Genomic DNA, 21,082 nt, shown 5'->3' on the forward strand with positions numbered 1-21,082 from the left:
GGCTCGAATATCTATGCCGGTAGATGGGAGGAGATACGTTCTGCCCAGGGTTAACGGCCCTGAGTTTGTCTCAGGGCCGACAGGGCTAAAAATCAAACTTTTCGCTCTGCAGCTTGAACTGCCGCAAATCGTTGATCATGTTCGCCGAGGTCAAGGGTTCCAAATGCCTGTGTTGCTCGCCGTTGCTGAAGAGTACCAGACGGTCACTGTGTTTGGTGCGCATCTTGCGCATCATGAATTTGAGCAGATCCGCCCGGGTCAGCTTGGCGATTTCGGCGACCACCAGCTCCCGCTGGTTAAATTGGTAATCCCGGTTGCCGACACTGACCCAATATCTCTGGCTGCGGGTCTTGAGGTTGGCGTCATGCTCCATTACTTGGTTGATCAGGCCTTCCTTGGTCGTTTCCCATTGCTCATTGGTGATCTGCAGCACGGCATAATTGAAGTCGGCGATGAACTCATCTATGGCCTCCAGCAGTTGCCTGGGTCCCGTGGTGGGGGACTGGATATAGAAGATCATTCCCGGATGTCGGTTCAGCGGCAGGTAGCCTGTGCCCACCATATAACCCAGCTGTTTCTCGGTCCTGAGCTCATGGAAGAAGGTCGATGACATAGTATGATTGAGCAAGCTGAACAGGGCCATCTTCTCCGGGGTGGCGGCGGCCGATTGATAATAGACTATGATGGCGCTGTCTTGGTGCGTTATCGCCAACTCCCGCAGCAGTGTGCCTGCCCCCGTCAGATTGACCAACTCTCTGGCGGACTCTGGACTGGGCTTGGACACGAGTGCCAGGATCTGGCTCAACCTGTCGCCCAGTGCCTGCGCCTCGCTGACCAACCAGTCACCATAGACCAGGCCTTCGAGATAAATCTTGTCGTAGAAGGCGCGCACATGGTCGTGGAGATCTTCCAGGCTGATGTCTTCCAGCATTTCGGCCATCCGCAGCGGCTCGTAGCTGCGTTTCTGCAGTGTTACCGTCAGGCTGGTGAAAAGTTGAGAAATGGGCTTGGCCTGGGCGACGTTGCCCCAGCTGCGCAGTAGCTGACGTTTTATCAGCTTGAAACGATCTTGGGTGAATTTACGCTCACGGGCCTTGTGGATCAGCAGTGCCAGCAGGGTTTCTTGGTTGCCGGTGAAGCCGGTCAAATGCAGGGTGATGCCGCCCTGGTGGGGGTAAATATTGTAGCTTAAGCCTGCGACCTCGGCCTGGTAGGTGGGTTCGGTCAGGTAATCCAGCAACATTTCGACATAGAGGCGGGTCAGGGCCGCGTGCCTTGGTGTCATACTGGCCTGTTCCGAATCCAGCGACAGATACAGGTGCCCCTTAGGGACATTGAATTCATCGTCTTTCTTATGCCAGATGCGGTAACTCTCGGTTTCGCTGACGATCACCGGCACCTGGGCCTGGCTCTTATCCGGGCGCGCCACGGATTCGGCGACGATGAAAGGGTTAACTTCAGGCAGCTTAAGCTCCGGACGAGTCGCTGTTACATGCCAGCTTGCCATCGCCTCGGAGGCGATGGGCCTGACTTGATAAGGGGTGTGATACCAGGCCGTCTGCTGGTCAGTATCCAGCTCCCTGGCTATGAGTTGCAGCCGCATGTTCTCCGGGGTCAGCATGGCCAACAGGGACAGGGCCTCGGCCTTGTCCAAACCATCCATGCGATAGTCGCCATAGAGCAGATCTGCGACCTCATAATGGTGCATGTTGATGCTCAGGTGGCTGGCGAGATCTTGTGCCTTTATCTGCTCCTGGTATCTGAAGGCCATCTTGAGCAGGTTGGCCCGCTCAAGATAGCGCCAATCCTCCAGTCCTTGGGTGGCGATCAGCCGGATATATTCGAAGCAGGCGGTTATCAGGGTATCTGTATCGGCCAGTCCCTTATCCGTCAGCTGGAAGCTGATGTTGTAGTCTTTAAAGTTGTAGCCGTTGATGCCGCCGCCGGCGGAGAGGTTGTCCGCCAGCCCCCTGTCCTTGAGGTAAGACAAGAGGCTGCCGGGGCTCTCATTGCCCAGCAAGTGGCTGATGAAGGTCAAGGGTTTGCGCTTATAGAATGAATCTATGCCTGGCAGATTGAAGCTCATGGTGAGGCGTTTCTGCTCCTTGAGTGGGATCACTTGGATCTGGCGTTGCAGCTCGTCAGGGCCGTAGAGGGGGACGTCCGGATAGGCCTTGGTGAGCCCCAGGTTGTGGATGCCGCCAAAATAGCCTTCGGCCAATGCCTGCTGCTCATCCAGGGGGGCCGGGGATACCAGGCATAGGGTCATCAGGTTGGCGCTGTAGTGAGTCAGGTAAAAGGTCAGCAATTCGGCGCGAATTTCCGCCTGACTGCCCGCCAGCGTGGTTAAGTTACCAACCGAAAACTTGGCAAAAGGATGCGCCTGGTTGGCCGTTTCCTTCTGGACCTGATAAATGCGACGGATATCGTCTTTCAGCTTGAGACTGAATTCAGATTCTATCGCCTGACGCTCGCGCTCGACCAAATCGAGATCGAATTTCGGGGCGATGAAGAACTGGCTGAATCTGTCCAGTGCCGCCTCGAACACCTCGGCATTGATGGTGAAGAAGAAGTTGGTATGCTCTGTGCCTGTCCAGGCATTATTGCTGCCACCATGCTGGTTGATGAAGGCATGATATTCGCCCGAGTCGGGAAACTTGTCCGTACCCAGAAACAGCATATGTTCCAGAAAATGGGCCATCCCGGGTCTGTCCTTGGGATCGTCAAAGTGACCCACACCGACGGCCATGGCGGCCGCGGCCTGACTGGCATGACAGTCCTCTACCAACAACACCCTCAGGGCATTGTCCAGTTGCAGATAGCGGTAGTGGCGGTGGTCGTTGGGACTCTTGTAAACAGACTGGGAGTTGGACAAGGATGAGGCTCCATTGTAGATAGCTTTTTATATAGTGATAGCCTTGAGGTTTTTTAGCAAATATCTCTTGTGTTTATCGACTAAAGATTAGGTCTTTGATGGTTTGTTCAAACGCTTTTTAGGGCTACAATTGGGATTAAAGGGATACAACAAAAATAACTAACGTCACGAGAAACGTATGCAGCTATTTCTAATGAGACATGGGGAAGCGGGTTATCATGCTCAATCAGACAGAGAACGTATTTTAACCGAGACCGGCCGCCACCATACAGGCATCATGAGCAACTGGCTGACCCGCAACGTGAGTGCATTCGATCTGGTCCTGGTCAGTCCTTACTTACGTGCGCAGCAGACATGGCAGGAAGTGAGCAAACACTTTCCCGAGCCAAGAAAGTGGCTGGTATTGGACGAATTAACCCCGGCGGCAGAACCCGGCAAGGCCGCCGACTTGGTGTTGGCCTATGCCGAGCAATACAAGGCTGACAAGGTGTTGGTGATCGCTCACATGCCGCTGCTCGGGTACATGGTCAGCGAACTGGTTGCGGGTGTCGAGCCGCCTATCTTCGCCACCTCAGGCATTACCCTGATAGACAAGCATGCCGAACAGGCCTCCCTAGTCTGGCAACATGCTCCCCACAGCATAAGTTGACCCTGACCGGCGGACAATAGGGCGCGGGCCTGTCTCTGTTTAAGAAAAGCGCATTCTTTTGGATGCGCTTTTTTTGTGTGAGCCGATACCTGGATTTAGGCGAGTACTTGGGTGTGAGCTAATACTTGCCGTATGAGTGGATACTTGCGATGTGAGCCGATACTTAGATGTGAGTTGATACTCGGGCGCGAGTTGATGAAGGGGAGGCTCAGCGCCTATGGGGCTGCTCGCCAATGTCAATCAACACCAATAACGCCGCATCGCCGCCCCATTCCTTGGGCGCCTGGTGAAAGGCCTTGACCTTGGGGTGTTGTGCCAGCCACATGGGCACTTGCTGTTTGAGAATGCCGCTGCCGTAGCCATGCATCACGCAGCAGCAGAGACTTTGCTGCTTGACGCAGGCCTGGATCAAGGCGGCCAGTTCCAGTTTGGCTTCCGACTGGCGATAGCCATGCAGGTCCAGCAGCAGATCCGGCTGGTAGTCACCGCGGCGCAAGCGCTTCAACTCCAGGCTTTCTATGCCTTCATTCAACCAGCGTATCGGGCCATCGACGGGGAGCAGTGGCTGATAAGTGTCCGAAAAATAGCTGTCGGCATGCAGCTGACGCTCTTTCTGCTCAACTTGCTGTTTGGTTTTTAATGGCTCGCGAAAATGACGCTTGTCCTGCTTGATAGGTCTGATGCCTTCAATCAGCGCAGAAAACATCGCCGAGCCTTCCGGGTCGTGATCTTTATTCATTGGGGTATTCTATTGAATCCTATGCCATCTGAATAGACTTCAGTTACAATGTTGGCGAACAATCTAGCGGGAGCACGTTTTGGATAAGATTTTTGTTGATGAAGCCGTCACCGAGTTGCGGACGATTGGCGATATGTTGCGTTGGGCCGTGAGTCGTTTCAACGATGCCAACATCTATTATGGCCATGGCACGGATAACGCCTGGGATGAAGCCATAGCCCTGGTGTTTCACGCCCTGCATTTGCCGGATGAACTGGGTCAGCAAGTGATCCACAGTAACCTGACCAGCAGCGAAAAACACAAGATTGTCGAACTCATCATCCGCCGGGTGCGCGAACGTCTGCCTGTGCCTTATCTTACCAACAAGGCCAAGTTTGCCGGGTTGGAATTCTTCGTCGATGAAAGGGTGTTGGTACCACGCTCACCCATAGCCGAGATGATCGCCAACCGTTTCGGCCCCTGGTTGTATAACAAACCGGTTCACCGCATTCTGGATCTCTGCACCGGCAGCGGCTGCATAGCCATCGCCTGCGCCTATGAGTTTGAGGATGCCGAAGTCGATGCGCTGGATATCAGTGAAGATGCATTGGATGTGGCGCAGATCAACGTCGAGACCTTGGGCGTGATGGATAGGGTCTATCCCATCCAGTCCGACTTGTTTTCCGCCATTCCCAAGGGACCCCAGTACGATCTCATCGTCTCCAATCCCCCTTATGTGGATGCGCAGGACATAGACGAGATGCCGGACGAGTATCATCATGAACCCGCCATAGGCTTGGCTTCCGGTCATGACGGCTTGGACTTGACCAAGCGCATTCTCGCCAATGCCGCCGACTACCTGACGCCAACAGGTTTGCTGGTGGTGGAAGTGGGCAATTCCATGGTGCATCTGATCGAGCAATACCCCGAAGTGCCTTTCACTTGGGTGAGCTTCGAACATGGCGGTGATGGGGTGTTCGTGTTGACCTATGATCAGCTAGTTGAAAATCAGTCACTGTTCGCCATCTATAAAGATAGTGAATAATACCGGGCCCGTCGGTTGTGGCCGACGGGCTTGGCGTCCGGCCCTGGGCCGTGACTTGGGGTGTTAAGTTTATAATCTGAGGTGTACAAACGGATGTCGGGAAACAGTATTGGTCAGAACTTTGTAGTGACAACCTTCGGTGAGAGTCACGGTGTGGCATTGGGATGCATCATAGACGGTTGCCCCCCTGGGTTGGAACTGACCGAGGCCGACATGCAGCAGGATCTCGACCGCCGCCGCCCAGGTACCTCGCGCTATACCACGGCCAGGCGTGAGCCGGACCAGGTCAGGGTGCTTTCCGGGGTGTTCGAGGGCAAGACCACGGGTACCTCCATAGGTTTGTTGATCGAAAATACCGATCAGCGCAGTCAGGATTACTCCAACATCAAAGATCTGTTCCGTCCGGGACACGCAGATTACACCTACCAGCAGAAATACGGCCTGCGCGACTATCGTGGCGGTGGACGCTCATCCGCCCGTGAAACCGCCATGCGGGTGGCTGCCGGCGCAGTAGCGAAAAAATACCTCAAGCAAGTCCATGGGATAGAGATCCACGGCTATATGTCGCAGCTCGGGCCCATCTGCGCCGAGCAGATAGATTTGGCCCAGGTAGAACAGAATGCCTTCTTCTTTCCCGATGCCGGCAAGCTGGCGGCGCTGGACGAGTACATGCGCGAGCTGAAAAAGTCCGGGGATTCCATCGGCGCCAAGATCACTGTGGTTGCTACCCAAGTGCCGGTCGGCCTGGGTGAGCCAGTGTTCGACAGGCTCGATGCCGACATAGCCCATGCCCTCATGGGCATCAATGCGGTCAAAGGGGTCGAGATCGGCGATGGTTTCGCCGTGGTCAATCAGAAGGGCTCGGAGCATAGGGATCTGATGTCGCCGCAGGGCTTCGAGTCCAACCATGCAGGTGGCATTCTGGGGGGGATCTCCTCGGGGCAGCCGATAGTGGCTCACATAGCACTCAAACCTACCTCCAGCATCAGCGTTCCGGGTCAGAGCATGACCGCCCAGGGGGAGACGGCCGAAGTCGTTACCAAGGGGCGTCACGATCCCTGTGTCGGGATCCGCGCCGTGCCCATAGCCGAGGCCATGTTGGCCATAGTGTTGATGGACCACTTGCTGCGCCATAGGGCACAAAATCAGGACGTACAGAGTCAGACTCCAGTCATCGGAATGCGTTAATGGTCGCGATAGTCAGCACCGAGCGGCAATTGCGCTGGCTCCGTGCCTGTTATTTCTTTTTCTTCTCGATTCTCGGCGTCATGGTGCCCTATTTGGGGGTATTCTTCGAGAATCGCGGTTTCAACGCCCAGGAAATTGGCTTCCTGCTCGCCATTTTGATGGCGACCCGCATCATAGCGCCCAATGTCTGGGCCAGGGTCGCAGACCGCAGCGGGATGCGCGCCGAGCTGATAAAGCTGGGCGCGGCGGCAGCGGCCATCAGCTATCTGACCTTCTTCTATCACGGCGGTTTCTGGTATCTGGCCATCAGCCTGGCGGTCTATACCTTCTTCTGGAATGCCATTCTGGCCCAGCTGGAGGTCATCACCCTGGAAACCCTGGGCGAAAATGCCGGCCGTTACGGCAGCATTCGCAGTTGGGGCAGCGGCGGCTACATCTGCCTGGTGGTGGGCGGCGGCTTCGCCATAGGCCACTGGGGCCCCGAGGTTTTGCCTTTCATCGGCATGGCGTTATTCATCGGCATGTTGGCCAGCGCCTTGCCGCTGCCCGCCAATCGTGCCTCGGTACAGCGGGCGACCGAGCGCAGCAAACTCAACTGGGATAAGTCCCTGCTGTGGTTTCTGTTGTCGGCCCTGTTGCTGCAGATGAGCGCCGGCCCTTTTTACGGTTTCTTCGTCCTGTACCTTAAGCAGGCGGGCTATTCCGAGGCCATTGCCGGGCTGTTCGTTGCCCTCGGGGTGGTGGCCGAAATAGTCATGTTCCTGTTTGCCCCCAGGTTATTGAGTCGTCATGGGGTCAAGGCCTTGCTGGTGCTCAGCATAGGCATGACTGCGCTGCGCTGGCTATTGGTGGCCTTCGGCGTCGACAGCATCTTGTGGCTGGGACTGAGTCAGCTGCTGCATGCCTTCACCTTCGGCCTGACCCATGCCGCCTCTATCCAGTTTGTGCATCGGCACTTCGAGGCAAGTCATCGCAGTCAGGGCCAGGCCTTGTATGCCAGCCTGAGTTTCGGTGTCGGCGGTGCCTTGGGCACTTGGCTCTGCGGCCTGATCTGGGGCGATGGCTCGGGCGCCGTCTGGAGCTGGGTCTTCGCCGCCGCTTGTGCCACTGCGTCCATGCTGGCGGTGCTGGCTATCCCCGACAGCCAGGATAAGAGGCCCAGATGAGCATCATGTCCGCTGGGCACCGATCATTTTGTCGTATTAAGAATATTCACGTGAAGAGGTAAGTCATGACGGTACGCTTTCGTTTGGGGTTGCTCATCAATCCCCTGGCCGGTTTAGGCGGCAGTGTTGGTCTCAAGGGCAGTGACGGCGTAGCCGCGGATGCCTTGGCACTTGGGGCCAGCCCCAAGGCGCCGTTGCGGATGGCACAGGCGCTGGAGATGGTCAGGGATTATAGCGCCGAACTGGAAATCGTGACCGCCTCCGGGGACATGGGTGAAACCGTGGCCAGGGAGCTGGGATTCAAGGTCCGCGTGGTCTACCAAAGTCCGGAGCATACCCAGGCCGACGATACCCAGGCGTTGGTGCGGGCCTTGGCGGCCGAGCCCTTGGATCTCCTGTTGTTCGCCGGTGGCGATGGCACGGCTCGGGACGTGTATGCCGTGGTGGACGAGCACTTGCCCGTGCTTGGGGTGCCGGCCGGCGTGAAAATACACTCGGGTGTCTATGGCATCACCCCCAAGGCGGCCGGCCTGGTGGTCAAGATGTTGCTCGACGGTGAGCTGGTCAGCCTGATGCAGGCAGACGTGATGGATATCGACGAAGTGGCTTTCAGGCAAGGCAATGTCAGGGCCAAACGCTACGGCGAGATGCTGGTGCCGGCCGAGCCCAGGTATGTGCAGGCGGTGAAGATGGGTGGCAAGGAAGTCGATGAGATGGTGCTCGCCGATATCGCCGCCGATGTGATAGAGCAGATGAATGATGAATATTACATCATGGGCTCTGGCAGCACTGTCGCCGCCGTGATGCAGGAACTTGGCATAGACAATACCTTGCTCGGCGTCGATGTCATCCAAAATCAGCAGCTTATTGGCGCAGATTTAACCGCGGACGCCCTGCTTGAGCTCACAGAACATCAAGCCACCAAGTTGGTCATCACCCTCATAGGAGGGCAGGGGCATATCCTGGGGCGGGGCAATCAGCAGCTGTCACCGGCGCTTATCCGTCGTATCGGCAGAGACAATATTATCATTCTGGCGACAAAATCTAAGCTGAAAGCACTTGAAGGACGACCGCTAATTGTGGATAGTGGCGACCCTGAATTAGATAGTGAGCTTGGCGGCTACTATAAAATTGTCACCGGGTACCATGATTATGTGATGTATCAGGTGGGCAATCCGGATCTTGTGGACAGTGACAACAGCGTGGAGAGTGGCAACCAATGTTAGAGAAATACGAGAGCGCCTTGGAGCAGTGGATCACCTGTGTGGTCGGCGAAGGGGACGATGACGCCCTGTTTGCCTGCGGCTACCTGCAGGGCCATGTGGCCGTGGTATTGGCACAGTTGGAAACCGACGGGAACAGCGATCTGGCAGCCCTAGAACTCAAGATGGTCGATTGCCTCGAGCTCGCCAACCGGGAGCTCAATGACGCTGACTATGACTTGGTCGAGCAGGCCTGGGCCCAATTGCGCCAACGTATCGCAGCTTGAACGTCGCGACAATATTCACTCATACGGGCCTGTGATAATGAACAAACCCCATGTCAGCATAGGCCTGGTCAACCCCAAGACCCCGGTGAACGTCGACGGCATCATGCGTGCCAGTGGCTGTTATCGGGTCGACTCAGTGTTTTATACCGGCAGGCGCTACGAGTTGGCGGCCAAGTCGGGAGAGGCACAGTATCAGGTCGACACCAAGGCGGCGGCCAAGCGCATTCCACTGACGGGGGTCGACTGCCTGTTGGAGCAGATGCCTGCCAATGCCAAGCTTATCTGTGTCGACTTGGTGGAAGGGGCGACGCCGTTACCCGAGTTCGAACATCCGCAAAATGCCTTCTATGTGTTCGGCCCAGAGGACGGCACCATAGGTCAGCAGCTGATAGACAGGGCAGATGCCGTGGTCTATGTGCCCACGGTCGGCTGCATGAACCTGGCCGCCTCGGTCAACGTGCTCTTATACGACAGGTTGGCCAAATCCAGTCAGATGATCGCCGGCGATGCCCTCATTCGCCAGAGCCGCGACAACAACAACAGAGTCAGGGTCAAGCCGCAACGCGCATGAGTGCCCATTGGCGCTAGAGCGCCTTGCCCTTGAGCAACTTGCGCATCCACATGCGGTTGGGGTTGAGCAGCGCCAGGCTGGGGTAATCCAGCGGCGGGGTCTCACCGCATAACTGGGCCGCCAGGCACTCGGCCGCCAGTGGCCCTGAGCTTAAGCCGCGTGAGCCCAGCCCGCCCAGCACATAGAGGCCCGTATGTATGGGTGCCGGCCTGGTCTGCCATTGGTGCTGCGAGTCATGGCGCCGCTCATTGGTGTGCTCTTGTTGCTCATAGGCGGCGAGAATCGCCTCCACATCCGGGGCGCAGCCCATCATGGGGAAATGATCCCGGGTGACCATACGCACTCCAACCCTGGCCGCATGGCCGCGGATATCCATTTCCTCTACCCAAGGCTTGTTGCCGTAACTGTGCTGCATTTTATGCAGGTTTTCCAATTGCTCCGCCGGGCTGTAGTCCAGGTTGGGGGCATCTTTGACATAGCTGGCACCCATGCAGTGGAAGTTGTCGTCGAGTGGCGTCAGGTAGCCGTTGGCACAGAGCACGGTCGCCAACTTACTCAGCTTGGGACGAGCGGGAATATGACTGACCTGACCGCGAAAGCCGCTGATCTGCAATGATTTTGTCTGTTCGAACCGGGTCAGCTGAGCGCCGCCGGCCAGGATGACCCGGGCGAAGGGGCCAAAGGTGTGTCTGTGTGAATGCAGATACCAGGCCGCATCCCTATATTCCAGCCGCTGGATCTCTGTGTTCAGTCTTTGTTCGACCCGGGCCAGGCGCGCCGCCTGCGCCAATGCCGCCCGGGTGTATTGCGCCGGGCTGACCCAGCCCCCCAGGGGATAATAGAAGCCGGCCTTGTCCAGGCTTACTTTGGCTATGGCATTGGCCTCGGTTGCTGTGACGGCTGTGGCGATTTCCGCCGGCCAGTCCTGGCCCTGGATTATCTTGTCCAACCTGGCCTGGCTGCGGTCATCGTGCCCGGTTTGCAGCACGCCGCAAAAATCATGGGCTATGGGATAACCTGCATCCAGCAGCTGTTGCAAACGGCGGCGGCTGAAGAGGAAGGCCTGCTGGAAGAAGCGGCTCAGCGGGCCATTTTCCGGTGTCAGCAGCGGGTAGATGGCGCCTTGTTTGTTGCCCGATGCGCCCTGAGCCAGGGCGGCATCCTGACAGAATAGGGTCAGCGGCTGGCCGCGTTCGGCCAGGGATAACGCCAGGTGGGCGCTGGCGAGCCCGCCCCCTATGATGGCTATGGGGGAATGGGACACCCCGGCCGTCGGCAGGGGACAGAAGCCCTGGTGCGTCCGGGTTTGATGCCTGAGGGCCCGGCGCTCCTGCAGGGCGATGGCATCCTGGCCTGGGGCGCTTGCCGGCGTTGGCTCAGGTGCCAGAGCCTGGGATACCTGAGCTATGTCGACCAGGGCGAAGCCGGTTTTTCTGGCCAAGCCGGTCAAATCGGCCGCCCCTGAGGCTGGAGAGGATGCCGGCCCGGCGGCATGCCATAGCCTGGCGTCATCGCGGCTGACTCTGGCCATCTGCCACAGCAGTTTCTCGTGCCGGCTTGAGTCCAAATATTGGGGATGGATAAACCACTCATGTATGAGCCCGGTATCTTGCACCGCCAGCGTGGACAGGGAAGCAAGCAAGGGGCCGAAATGCAGATCGACAATGAAGCGGCCGTCATCAAAACTTAATCTCTGGCAGCCTATAATCCTTGCGGGACAGGCCCTGATGAACTGCTCGGCCAGCGGCGACCAGGGGTGAGGCTCTTGCCTGGCTGCGGCCGGCGTGTGTTCAGTGGCCAGGATGCCGGCATCTTCCCAGTGCCGTTGCAGCCAAGTGGCATCTATGGCCTCGGATTCAAATACCGCCAGCTGCAGACGCGTGTTTGTCTTCAGTTGGCGCTGCGCGTGCCACAGCCCCAGGAGTTCGTCCCCGGAGCCCAGTCCCAATTGGGCTAACACCCGTGCTGGCATCTTGCTTTGCGCCTTGCCGGTCTGAACAGAGCTGGGTAACTGCTCGAGTAACCGACGCCAAAATATGCCCATGCCGCTCTGTTCCCGGTGATAAGTTGCTGGATAGACATGGGCGGGTTTGTTATGTTCGGGCTTATGATGGGTGGCTTTATCGGCTGGAACAGTCAAAGCATTTTACTCTCGGTCGCATAATTGGCATTATTTTACCTGCCTTTATGGAAAGCTGACCACTTAATTGCGCTAAAGCAGATATTATTGGCTCAGTGAAAATAGGTACTACTTGTACAAAATGGATAAGCAGAAATGAAAAGAGTCGTGATAACCGGAATTGGCGTTGTTTCAAGTATCGGTAATAACAAGCAAGAAGTGACAGATTCACTCAAAGCCGGACGCAGCGGTATTACTCACTCAGATCAGTTTGAGGAGATGCAGCTTCGCAGCCATGTATGGGGCAATATCAAGTTAAACCCAGCTGAGCTTATCGATCGCAAGGCGTTGCGCTTCATGGGCGATGCGGCTGCCTATGCCTATTTGGCGATGCAGGAAGCCATAGCCGATGCCAACCTGGTTGAAGCGCAATACTCCAACCCCAGAGTCGGACTGATCGCCGGCACCGGCGGCGCTTCTTCCTCCAATCAGGTACAAGCCGCAGATACCCTGCGCAGCAAAGGTGTCAAGCGCGTCGGTCCTTACATCGTCCCTCGTATCATGTCGAGCACCGCCAGTGCCTGTTTGGCCACGCCATTCAAAATCAAAGGCATGAACTATTCCATCAGTTCTGCCTGTGCCACCAGTGCGCACTGTATCGGCCATGCCGTCGAACTCATCCAGATGGGCAAGCAGGACATGGTATTTGCCGGTGGTGCCGAGGAAGTGGATTGGACCCTGACCATGGGGTTCGATGCCATGGGCGCCCTGTCGACCAAGTACAACGACACCCCTGAGAAAGCGTCCCGCACCTATGATGCCGACCGTGATGGTTTTGTGATCTCAGGTGGCGGCGGTATCGTAGTGGTCGAGGAATTGGAGCATGCCCTGGCTCGCGGCGCAAAAATCTACGCCGAAATCGTAGGTTATGGCGCGTCATCCGACGGTTACGACATGGTTGCCCCATCGGGCGAAGGCGCAGTGCGCTGCATGCAGATGGCCATGGCCGATGTCGACACTCCCATCGATTATGTCAACACCCACGGCACTTCGACTCCCGTCGGGGATGTGCGTGAACTCGAAGCCCTGCGTGCCGTCTTCGCAGACAAGGTGCCACCCATAGGTTCGACCAAGTCCATGACCGGGCATGCCTTGGGCGCCGCCGGGGTACATGAAGCCATCTACAGCCTGCTGATGATGGAAAATAACTTCATCGCCCCGAGCATCAACATAGATAACCTGGATGAGGCTGCCAAAGACATGCCTATCGTCAGGGAATATCGCGATACCGAGTTGACCACAGTGATGAGCAACAGCTTCGGTTTCGGTGGTACCAACGCGACTCTGGTGATGCGTAAGTACAAATAACAGGTGGATTTTGCATCGACCAACCGAGAAGGGAAGCTTAGCTTCCCTTTTTTATTGCGCTTTTGGAGCCGTATTTAAGACAGAGGCCGACGACTGGCAGGATTTTCACTCGCAAGCTTGCTAGAATGCCCGGCATCAATCGCCTATCCCTGTTTGCAGGACGTCAAATGCTGATCCTTGTCGATGAAAATATGCCCTATGTCGAGCCCTTGTTCGCCGACTTGGGCGAGATAGTTGCGGTCAATGGCCGCAGCCTGACCCCGGAGCAAGTCAAAGATGCCGACATACTCCTGGTGCGTTCCGTCACCCGGGTCGATGCCGCCTTGCTGGCGCAGAACCGCCGCCTCAAGTTTGTTGGCAGTGCCACCATAGGCACAGATCATATCGATCTCGATTATCTGGCCTCACGGGCTATTCCCTTCGCCAACGCCCCAGGCTGTAATGCCATCGCCGTCGGCGAGTTCGCCTTCATCGCCATGCTGGAATTGGCACAGCGTTTCGGCGAAACCCTCAAGCACAAGACGGTCGGCATAGTGGGGGCGGGCAACACGGGCACCGCAGTGGCCAACTGCCTCAAGGCCTATGGGGTGCGGGTCTTATTGTGCGATCCCCTGTTGGCGCAGAGCGGGGACGAGCGTGAGTTCATGGGTTTGGATGAGCTGCTCAGCGAGGCAGACGTCATCAGTCTGCATGTTCCCATCATCAAGACGGGTGAACATAAGACCCACTATCTGTTTGATGAAGCCAGGCTGAAGCGCCTGAAGCCGGGGGCCTGGCTGCTCAATTGTTGCCGCGGCGAGGTCATAGATAACCGCGCGCTTATCCGGGTCAAGCAGCAGAGACAAGATCTCAAGTTGGTCCTGGACGTGTGGGAAGGTGAGCCCCATCCCATGGCCGAATTGGTGCCTTTGGTGGAGTTTGCCACGCCTCATATCGCAGGTTATAGCCTGGAAGGCAAGGCCCGCGGCACTTTCATGCTGTATCAGCGCCTGTGCCAACAGTTAAATCTTGCCGCCGATAAATCCCTGGGCAAGCTGTTGCCCAGCTTCGCCGTTGACAGTCTCGCCCTGACGGCCATGCCGGATGAGCGCGGGTTGCTGCAGCTGGCGCGCCTGGTCTATGACCTGCGTGATGACGATGAGTTGTTCCGCAAGCACTTCGCCGATGTGCAGGGCTTCGATCAGATGAGAAAAAATCATCGCCATAGGCGTGAATTTAGCGCCTTGACGCTGGTATACCAGGGGCAATCTGAGGTAGATTGGTTGTTCAAATTAGGATTTTCAGGAGTCGGTCGGTAACTATGTCAGAAGCAATGTCGCAAGAATTTAACGTTGTCGTGTTAGGTGCGTCGGGCGCAGTGGGTCAAACCATGATAGAGATCCTCGAAGAGCGTAATTTCCCGGTTGCCAACTTATACCCACTGGCGAGCAGCCGCAGTGCCGGTGAAACCGTCAGCTTCCACGGTAAACAGGTGGAAATTCTGGACGTGGAAAGTTTCGACTGGTCACAGGCGCAAATAGGTTTCTTTTCGGCCGGCGGCAGCGTGTCGGAAAAATGGGCACCGATAGCGGCCGAAGCGGGTTGTGTGGTCATAGACAACACCTCTCACTTCCGCTACGACATAGATATCCCCTTGGTGGTGCCCGAGGTGAATCCCCATGCCATCGCCGATTTCCGTAACCGTAACATCATAGCCAACCCGAATTGCTCGACCATACAGATGTTGGTCGCGCTCAAGCCCATCTATGATGCCTTCGGCATTTCGCGTATCAATGTGGCCACCTATCAGTCCGTGTCCGGCACGGGCAAGAAGGCCATAGAAGAGTTGGCCAAGCAGTGTGCTAAATTGCTCCAGGGCTTACCGAGCGAATCCGAAGTCTATTCCAAGCAGATCGCCTTCAACGCCTTGCCGCAGATCGATGTGTTCATGGATAACGGTTACACCAAGGAAGAAATGAAGATGCTCTGGGAGACCCAGAAAATTTTCGGTGATGACGAGATCACAGTCAACGCCACTGCGGTACGGGTCCCAGTATTCTACGGCCACTCAGAAGCCGTCCACATAGAGACGCGCCAAGCCGTGGATGCCGAAGATGTTAAGGCACTGTTGCGTGATGCCCCGGGCGTCGTGTTGTTCGAATCCGATGACGACTTCCCCACGGCGGTGACCGAGGGCGCAGGGACAGATCCTGTCTACGTGGGTCGGGTGCGCAAGGACATATCCCATTCCCATGGGATTAACCTCTGGGTGGTGTCGGACAATATCCGCAAGGGCGCCGCCCTGAACAGTGTGCAAATTGCCGAGATCTTGGTCCGCGATTATTACTGATTTTGTCCTCCTATCGACGGATTTAGTCTAAAAGCCAGCAGCCAGCAGGCTTTTTTTGTTTTACAATTGTGAACAGTAGCAGGCCAGAGATTTCTGGTTTATAGTAATTCTAATAAATACAATAGCCTAAAGCCTGTTGTCGCTTGACAACCTAATAGCGCTTGAAAGGGAAGAATTGATGACTTTTTGCACTTCATACCGTGTTGGCCTGATGGCCGCTGCCTTGTTGGTTTTTTCTGCTTCTCCACTCAGCTATTCCGTTCACGCCGCCGAGCCCCTCAGAATTACCGGCCCAGATGGCCAAACGCGACAGCCAAATCGTCAATATGGCCCCACGACGGGTGCCGATACCTTCTGGGGCATAGCCCAGAAGATGCGCCCGGATAAGAGTGTCAGCGTGTATCAGGTGATGGCGGCCATCTATGAAGCCAATCCGCACGCCTTCAGCAACAACAATTACAACAGTCTGGAACGCGGCATGATATTGCTCATCCCTTCGAAAGAGGTGATGGCGTCATTTCCCAAGGCAGCAGCCAAGCAGAGGGCCGAGCGTGACGACGGCCAGACTGGCCGCAACACGGCTGCAGCGCCGCTTCAGGCCATGACGCGAACGACTCGAGTCGATGCCATAACAAAAGACGTACAAGCGGAAAGCGAGGCTGCGACTCAAACGCCTGCCGCAACGGCGACGCATGAGCCCGAGGCCAGGCCCGCCAAGGTGCAGATAGCACCGGCTGTGGCCAACCAGGGCAAGCCGAACACAGAAGTCAATCAGGAGCTGGTATCGCGCCTGGAGGCTGCCGACAGCAAGAACCTCTCCCTGACCGACGAGCTTGCACGCCTGCAAGACGAAATGCTGGTGCGGGGCACAGACATAGAAACCCTCCAGGGCCAGGTAACAACCCTGGAACAGCGCATTGCTGAGCTGGAGCAGGCCTTGACGGCCAGCAAGGAATTGAATGCACAGTTGCAGACGGAAAACGACGACCTGAAACAGCAAAATGCGGCTGCGAGCGAGCCGGCAGCCCCCGCCAATACCTGGCGCACCCTGATGGATAGCCCCTGGTTGTTGGCGCTGGGGGCCATCATCCCCGCCTTGTTGCTGCTGGGATTGGTGTTCTGGTGGTTGGGGCGTCGTCGTGAACGTCCAATTGCCGAGGCCGGGATGGGAGCTCCGGTGGCCATGACGGCCACCGCTGCGGCCGCAGGGGCGATGGCAGCCACGGGGGCAGCAGAGGCCTCTGTCCATCTGGATACCGACGATGAAGATCCCATCGATTCGCTGCTGGAAGTGGGCAGTTTCGATTCGGCCCACGAGATGAAGTTGGATCCCCTGGATGAGCCAGATATGGACGCCGACATCTTTATCGACACGGGCGAGGATGGCTTGTTTGCCGAAGACGAAGGCCAGTCACTCGATGATCTCTGGGCGGAAGCCATGGGTGAACAGGAAGAGGCGGATGCCGCCGAGCCGGATGATGCCGACGATCTGGATGCCCTGTTGGCCGGTTTGGATGCGGATGTTGGCATAGATAACCAAGCTGTCGCCGAAGTTGAGGCTGATAGTCAGGCAGAAACTGCAGCCGCACATGATCTGGACATGGAGCTTGGAACCCTGTTCGATGAACTCGACGGGGCAGAGGATAGCCCCGATGCCATCGACGTGCAGCTCGGCGACGCCGAACCGGACCCTGAGGTGGCGAATGAAGATCTCGATGCCTTGTTGACCGGCCTGGCGCCGGCAACAGAGCCCGCAGCCGCCGAAGTATCCGAGCAAAAAAAACAGGCGCCCGAGCCGTTGGAGTTCGACTCATCCGAGCTGAGTGATGCCATCGCCGCCGAGTTGGAGACAGACGTGGTCCTGGACGAGGCGGAAGATCTCGACGCCTTGTTGGCCGGCCTAGCGCCAGCAGCCGAAGCCGAGGCGTCCGCGCAAGAGTCCGGGCAGCAACCCCGGTCGCCCGAGCCGTTGGAGTTCGACTCATCCGAGCTGAGCGATGCCATCGCCGCCGAGTTGGCGACAGATGTGGTCCTGGACGAGGATGAAGATCTCGACGCCTTGTTGGCCGGCTTGGCTCCTGCAGCCGTTGAGTCTACAACAGCCGAGCCCGTAGCAACCGAGCCTGCAGCCGAGGCATCCGAGCAAGAGTCCGGGCAGCAATCGTTGGCGCCCGAGCCGTTGGAGTTCGACTCATCCGAGCTGAGCGATGCCATCGCCGCCGAACTGGCGACAGATGTGGTCCTGGACGAGGAGGAAGATCTCGATGCCTTGTTGGCCGAATTCGGGGCCGAGTCCGAGACGCAGGCGTCGCTGGTCGAAGACGCTGCAGTCGCTGACTTCGCCGCCCTGGATGAGCCTATCGAAACGCTGCAGACGGCGGAGGATGCAGATCTCAAGGCGCTGCTGGCCCAGTTCGATGTGCCGGAGCAGGAACTGCCGGATGAAGACAGCGACTTCGACATAGAGACTGAACTCAATGCCACCTTCGCGCAGATGGATGAGGTCAAGGATGCGGCCAGCCCAGCCGTGAGTGCCAAGGCCAAGGAGAGCGGTTTCTTCAAGGATCTCAAGGCCAACAAGGCCAAGGAAGCCCCTGTGTTGGAGTGGGAATCCGCTTTGGAGCCGACCTTGTCCGCGGCGCAGGACGATGAGATAGACATCAGCGACGATAATCTGCTGGCGGCCTTCGCCGGCAACTCAGAGCTGGGTTCAGATTTGGATTCGGATTTGGACTATGACGAGGCATTGGCCCCGGAAGACAGCTTCGCCGCCATGGGGGAGTCAAGCTTAACCGTCGATGAGGCGTTGGCGGCGCTGGATGCCAGAGAGTCGACGAAGAGCCGGACATCCGATGAGCAGCACGAGGACTCCCTGGCGAGTTTCCAGAAGGAGAATGGCTTCATAGATATCGACAAGTTGCTCAATGAGTCGGACGACGAGCTGTCGGACACAGATCTTTATAAGGATGTGTCGGTCGAAATGGGCGAAGTCGAAGCCTTGCTGGGCAACACCCCCATGATAGATGTCGACGATGAAGAAAACGCCGTCAATGCCAAGTTGGATCTGGCCAGGGCCTATATAGAGATTGAAGACAAAGACAGTGCCAAGGCCCTGCTCGGTGAAGTGCAGCTCGACGGCAACCCAAGGCAACAGGAAGAGGCGGCCAGCCTGTTGAAAAACCTGGCTTAAGAGAGCAAATCCGCATCTTGGATAAACGGCACCCAGAGTGCCGTTTTTTATTGCCGCTTGCCCGGCTTCACATTGAGCCCGGGCGCGGACCTAAGCCATTGCAGGCCCCAATGCCAGAGTCGATAAATATCTGTCCGGGAGGTGAATTAGCCGCTTTGGCTGTGATAAAATGCGCCGCTAAATTAGCAGAGTGCGGTGAGAGGAATAAGCAATGCGGGTAGCATTAGGTATCGAATACGACGGTCATGGCTTCTATGGTTGGCAGCGCCAGGCCGAGGTCGATTCGGTGCAGGCACAACTCGAGCGGGCACTGTCGACCGTCGCCAACGAACCTATTTCGGTTCAGTGTGCCGGTCGTACGGATGCCGGCGTGCATGCTACCGGCCAGGTAGTGCACTTCGACACCCAGGCGGTGCGGGGCATAGGGGCCTGGACCCTGGGCATCAATGCCAACCTGCCCGACAATGTGGCCGTACGCTGGGCCAAGGAAGTGGATGATAGCTTCCACGCGCGCTTCTCTGCCACCGCCAGACGCTATCGCTATGTGATTTACAACCATAATCTGCGCCCCGGCATATTGCGCCAGGGGGTGAGTCATTACCATGGCGACATAGATGCGGCCAGGATGCATGAAGCGGCGCAGTACCTCTTGGGGGAACAGGATTTCAGCAGTTTTCGCGCCATAGGCTGTCAGTCAAACACCCCGTTCCGCAATGTCCATAAGGTCAATGTGACCCGCCAGGGCATGTATGTCATAGTCGATATCCAGGCCAATGCCTTCCTGCATCATATGGTGCGCAATATTGTCGGCTCCCTGCTCGAAGTCGGCTTGGGAAACCAACCACTGCATTGGTTGCAGTATCTGTTGGCACTCAAGGACAGGAACCAGGCGGCGGCCACGGCCAAGCCCAATGGCCTGTATCTGGTGGATGTGACCTATCCGGAGCAATATGAGTTGCCTAAACTGGCACTGGGTCCCCTGTTTATGTTGGATTGAGCCGGCGTTCACGCCCGAGCTCGCTTGTGTGAATCTTATCTGGCATGGCCCGGCAGTATAGTCTGAGGGCCAGGTCTCAAGCCTGTTAACTGGAAGTGGAATAGTATGCCGCACGCCCCGCAACAAGACGCCTCACTCGATACCTGGCTGGATTACCTGCTGGCGCTTCATCCTACCGAGATAGACATGGGCCTGACCCGGGTCCTCAAGGTGGCGAGCCTGATGGGCCTGACCCATCTGGGGCGCGCCAAGGTGGTTACCGTGGCGGGGACCAATGGCAAAGGCACCACCTGTGCCATGGTGGAGCAGATCCTCAGGCTGTCCGGGCTCAGGGTCGGGGTCTACAGCTCACCACACATGCTCAAATACAACGAGCGGGTCCGCATCGAAGGTGAAGATGCCAGTGACAGTGACCTTATCGAGGCCTTCGAGGCCATAGAGCGGCATAGGGGCGATATTTCACTCACCTTTTTCGAATATGCCACCCTGGCCGGACTCTATCTGTTCAAGGCCGCGGATCTGGATGCGGTGATCCTGGAGGTGGGCCTGGGTGGACGCCTGGATGCCACCAATATCATAGATGCGGATATCTCTGTGGTGACTGCGGTGGACTTGGATCATCAGCTGTTTTTGGGTGATACCCGCGAGGCCGTTGGCCGGGAGAAGGCCGGGATCTTCCGCCGGCAGCGCCCGGCCGTGATAGGCGAGCCGGACCTGCCGGCCAGCGTCGATGAGACCGCCATTGCCCTGGGGGCCATTCCTTATCGGGTCGGACGTGAGTTCAGCTATCAGCCCCATGGCCATAGCTGGGACTTCAATGGCCGCGTCTTTCACCTCACGGACATTCCCTTACCTGCATTGCCCTTGCCCAACGCGGCCACCGCCATTGCGGTGATCGAGATGGGCTGGCCGGAGACGGCGCCGGCCGTGATATACGAAGGCATAGCCACTGCCAGACTCGCGGGCCGCCTCGAGCGGGTCAGCGAGCAACCTCTGATCATGCTCGATGTCGCCCACAATCCCCATGCGGCCCGCTATCTGGCCAAGCGCTTGTATCCCATCAAGGCCGCGCTCGAGGGCGGGGGACGGTTGTTTGCCCTGTGCGGCATGCTCAAGGACAAAGACATAGCCGGGGTATTGCCCGAGTTGCTGGAGTTGGTGGATGCCTGGTATCTGGTGAGTCTGTCGGGCGAGCGCGGCGCCAGTGCGCAGCAGTTGCATAGCGCCTTGCCTGCGGCCTGTGAGGCCCATGAATTCGATGACCTGGCGGCCGCCTGGGAGGCACTGAACACGCAAATTACTGCAGATGATGTGGTAATTGTGTTTGGCTCCTTTTACACTGTGGCAGGATTTAAATCTTTATTGGACGGGAAGTAGC

General features: G+C 57.2%; 16 protein-coding genes. 13 read left to right on the forward strand and 3 right to left on the reverse strand.

The genetic code is table 11. The features are described from left to right. Positions 1–85 precede the first annotated feature (85 nt). Positions 86–2,875: an insulinase family protein gene (locus tag LZP73_RS11570; protein WP_234235154.1), complete on the reverse strand. Its 2,790-nt coding sequence runs from the start codon at positions 2,873–2,875 to the stop codon at positions 86–88. A 178-nt stretch (positions 2,876–3,053) separates the two neighbouring features. On the opposite strand from LZP73_RS11570, the gene sixA reads away from it, so the two are divergent. Continuing rightward, positions 3,054–3,524: a phosphohistidine phosphatase SixA gene (gene sixA / locus LZP73_RS11575; RefSeq protein WP_234235155.1), complete on the forward strand. Its 471-nt coding sequence runs from the start codon at positions 3,054–3,056 to the stop codon at positions 3,522–3,524. A gap of 208 nt (positions 3,525–3,732) precedes the next feature. Here sixA and smrB read toward each other — a convergent pair whose 3' ends face one another. Further along, positions 3,733–4,263, reverse strand: coding sequence for an endonuclease SmrB (gene smrB / locus LZP73_RS11580; protein WP_234235156.1), 531 nt, complete (start codon positions 4,261–4,263; stop codon positions 3,733–3,735). Between the two features lie 79 nt (positions 4,264–4,342). On the opposite strand from smrB, the gene prmB reads away from it, so the two are divergent. The 6 genes from prmB to LZP73_RS11610 all read left to right on the forward strand — a co-directional run bounded on the left by prmB (position 4,343) and on the right by LZP73_RS11610 (position 9,701). Then, entirely contained in the window at positions 4,343–5,287 is a 945-nt protein-coding gene (gene prmB / locus LZP73_RS11585; protein ID WP_234235157.1) for a 50S ribosomal protein L3 N(5)-glutamine methyltransferase, read from the forward strand. 93 nt (positions 5,288–5,380) lie between these two features. Further along, on the forward strand, positions 5,381–6,475 hold the full coding sequence (gene aroC, locus LZP73_RS11590; protein ID WP_234235158.1) for a chorismate synthase: 1,095 nt from the start codon (positions 5,381–5,383) through the stop codon (positions 6,473–6,475). Next, positions 6,475–7,641, forward strand: coding sequence for an MFS transporter (locus LZP73_RS11595; protein ID WP_234235159.1), 1,167 nt, complete (start codon positions 6,475–6,477; stop codon positions 7,639–7,641). Before aroC ends, LZP73_RS11595 begins: the two co-directional genes overlap by 1 nt. A gap of 65 nt (positions 7,642–7,706) precedes the next feature. Then, entirely contained in the window at positions 7,707–8,867 is a 1,161-nt protein-coding gene (locus LZP73_RS11600) for an ATP-NAD kinase family protein (protein WP_169564784.1), read from the forward strand. Beyond that, a complete protein-coding gene (locus LZP73_RS11605; RefSeq protein ID WP_234235160.1) occupies positions 8,861–9,130 on the forward strand; it encodes a YfcL family protein in 270 nt (89 codons plus the stop codon). Before LZP73_RS11600 ends, LZP73_RS11605 begins: the two co-directional genes overlap by 7 nt. Positions 9,131–9,167: 37 nt before the next feature. Then, positions 9,168–9,701, forward strand: coding sequence for an RNA methyltransferase (locus tag LZP73_RS11610; RefSeq protein WP_234235161.1), 534 nt, complete (start codon positions 9,168–9,170; stop codon positions 9,699–9,701). 13 nt (positions 9,702–9,714) lie between these two features. Here the strand turns inward: LZP73_RS11610 and mnmC are convergent, their stop codons facing one another. Next, on the reverse strand, positions 9,715–11,841 hold the full coding sequence (mnmC, locus tag LZP73_RS11615) for an FAD-dependent 5-carboxymethylaminomethyl-2-thiouridine(34) oxidoreductase MnmC (protein WP_442800733.1): 2,127 nt from the start codon (positions 11,839–11,841) through the stop codon (positions 9,715–9,717). A 135-nt stretch (positions 11,842–11,976) separates the two neighbouring features. Here mnmC and fabB point away from each other — a divergent pair, with 135 nt between their 5' ends. From fabB to folC, 6 genes are all read left to right on the forward strand, one after another. Beyond that, positions 11,977–13,188, forward strand: coding sequence for a beta-ketoacyl-ACP synthase I (fabB, locus tag LZP73_RS11620; RefSeq protein WP_234235162.1), 1,212 nt, complete (start codon positions 11,977–11,979; stop codon positions 13,186–13,188). 167 nt (positions 13,189–13,355) lie between these two features. Then, positions 13,356–14,486 (forward strand): 4-phosphoerythronate dehydrogenase, encoded by a 1,131-nt coding sequence (locus LZP73_RS11625; RefSeq protein WP_234235163.1) that lies wholly within the window; start codon positions 13,356–13,358, stop codon positions 14,484–14,486. Positions 14,487–14,500: 14 nt separating this feature from the next. Further along, the gene (locus LZP73_RS11630; protein WP_234235280.1) at positions 14,501–15,517 is read left to right on the forward strand and encodes an aspartate-semialdehyde dehydrogenase; all 1,017 of its coding nucleotides are present in this window, start codon (positions 14,501–14,503) and stop codon (positions 15,515–15,517) included. 178 nt (positions 15,518–15,695) lie between these two features. Further along, a complete protein-coding gene (locus LZP73_RS11635) occupies positions 15,696–18,707 on the forward strand; it encodes a FimV/HubP family polar landmark protein (RefSeq protein ID WP_234235164.1) in 3,012 nt (1,003 codons plus the stop codon). Positions 18,708–18,918: 211 nt separating this feature from the next. Continuing rightward, a complete protein-coding gene (gene truA / locus LZP73_RS11640) occupies positions 18,919–19,704 on the forward strand; it encodes a tRNA pseudouridine(38-40) synthase TruA (protein ID WP_234235165.1) in 786 nt (261 codons plus the stop codon). A gap of 105 nt (positions 19,705–19,809) precedes the next feature. Beyond that, the gene (folC, locus tag LZP73_RS11645; protein WP_234235166.1) at positions 19,810–21,081 is read left to right on the forward strand and encodes a bifunctional tetrahydrofolate synthase/dihydrofolate synthase; all 1,272 of its coding nucleotides are present in this window, start codon (positions 19,810–19,812) and stop codon (positions 21,079–21,081) included. The last annotated feature ends 1 nt before the right edge of the window (position 21,082 follow it).

Origin of the sequence: Shewanella sp. AS16 (assembly GCF_021412365.1) — a bacterium.
GTDB lineage: Bacteria > Pseudomonadota > Gammaproteobacteria > Enterobacterales > Shewanellaceae > Shewanella > Shewanella salipaludis.

Bases quoted from the DNA above. Each gene is read 5' to 3' on its own strand.
- LZP73_RS11630 (WP_234235280.1), top strand. From the start codon at position 14,501: ATGTCGCAAGAATTTAACGTTGTCGTGTTAGGTGCGTCGGGCGCAGTG.
- fabB (WP_234235162.1), top strand. From the start codon at position 11,977: ATGAAAAGAGTCGTGATAACCGGAATTGGCGTTGTTTCAAGTATCGGT.
- LZP73_RS11600 (WP_169564784.1), top strand. From the start codon at position 7,707: ATGACGGTACGCTTTCGTTTGGGGTTGCTCATCAATCCCCTGGCCGGT.
- sixA (WP_234235155.1), top strand. From the start codon at position 3,054: ATGCAGCTATTTCTAATGAGACATGGGGAAGCGGGTTATCATGCTCAA.
- LZP73_RS11625 (WP_234235163.1), top strand. From the start codon at position 13,356: ATGCTGATCCTTGTCGATGAAAATATGCCCTATGTCGAGCCCTTGTTC.
- aroC (WP_234235158.1), top strand. From the start codon at position 5,381: ATGTCGGGAAACAGTATTGGTCAGAACTTTGTAGTGACAACCTTCGGT.
- truA (WP_234235165.1), top strand. From the start codon at position 18,919: ATGCGGGTAGCATTAGGTATCGAATACGACGGTCATGGCTTCTATGGT.
- LZP73_RS11605 (WP_234235160.1), top strand. From the start codon at position 8,861: ATGTTAGAGAAATACGAGAGCGCCTTGGAGCAGTGGATCACCTGTGTG.
- LZP73_RS11635 (WP_234235164.1), top strand. From the start codon at position 15,696: ATGACTTTTTGCACTTCATACCGTGTTGGCCTGATGGCCGCTGCCTTG.
- LZP73_RS11610 (WP_234235161.1), top strand. From the start codon at position 9,168: ATGAACAAACCCCATGTCAGCATAGGCCTGGTCAACCCCAAGACCCCG.
- folC (WP_234235166.1), top strand. From the start codon at position 19,810: ATGCCGCACGCCCCGCAACAAGACGCCTCACTCGATACCTGGCTGGAT.
- smrB (WP_234235156.1), bottom strand. From the start codon at position 4,263: ATGAATAAAGATCACGACCCGGAAGGCTCGGCGATGTTTTCTGCGCTG.
- LZP73_RS11595 (WP_234235159.1), top strand. From the start codon at position 6,475: ATGGTCGCGATAGTCAGCACCGAGCGGCAATTGCGCTGGCTCCGTGCC.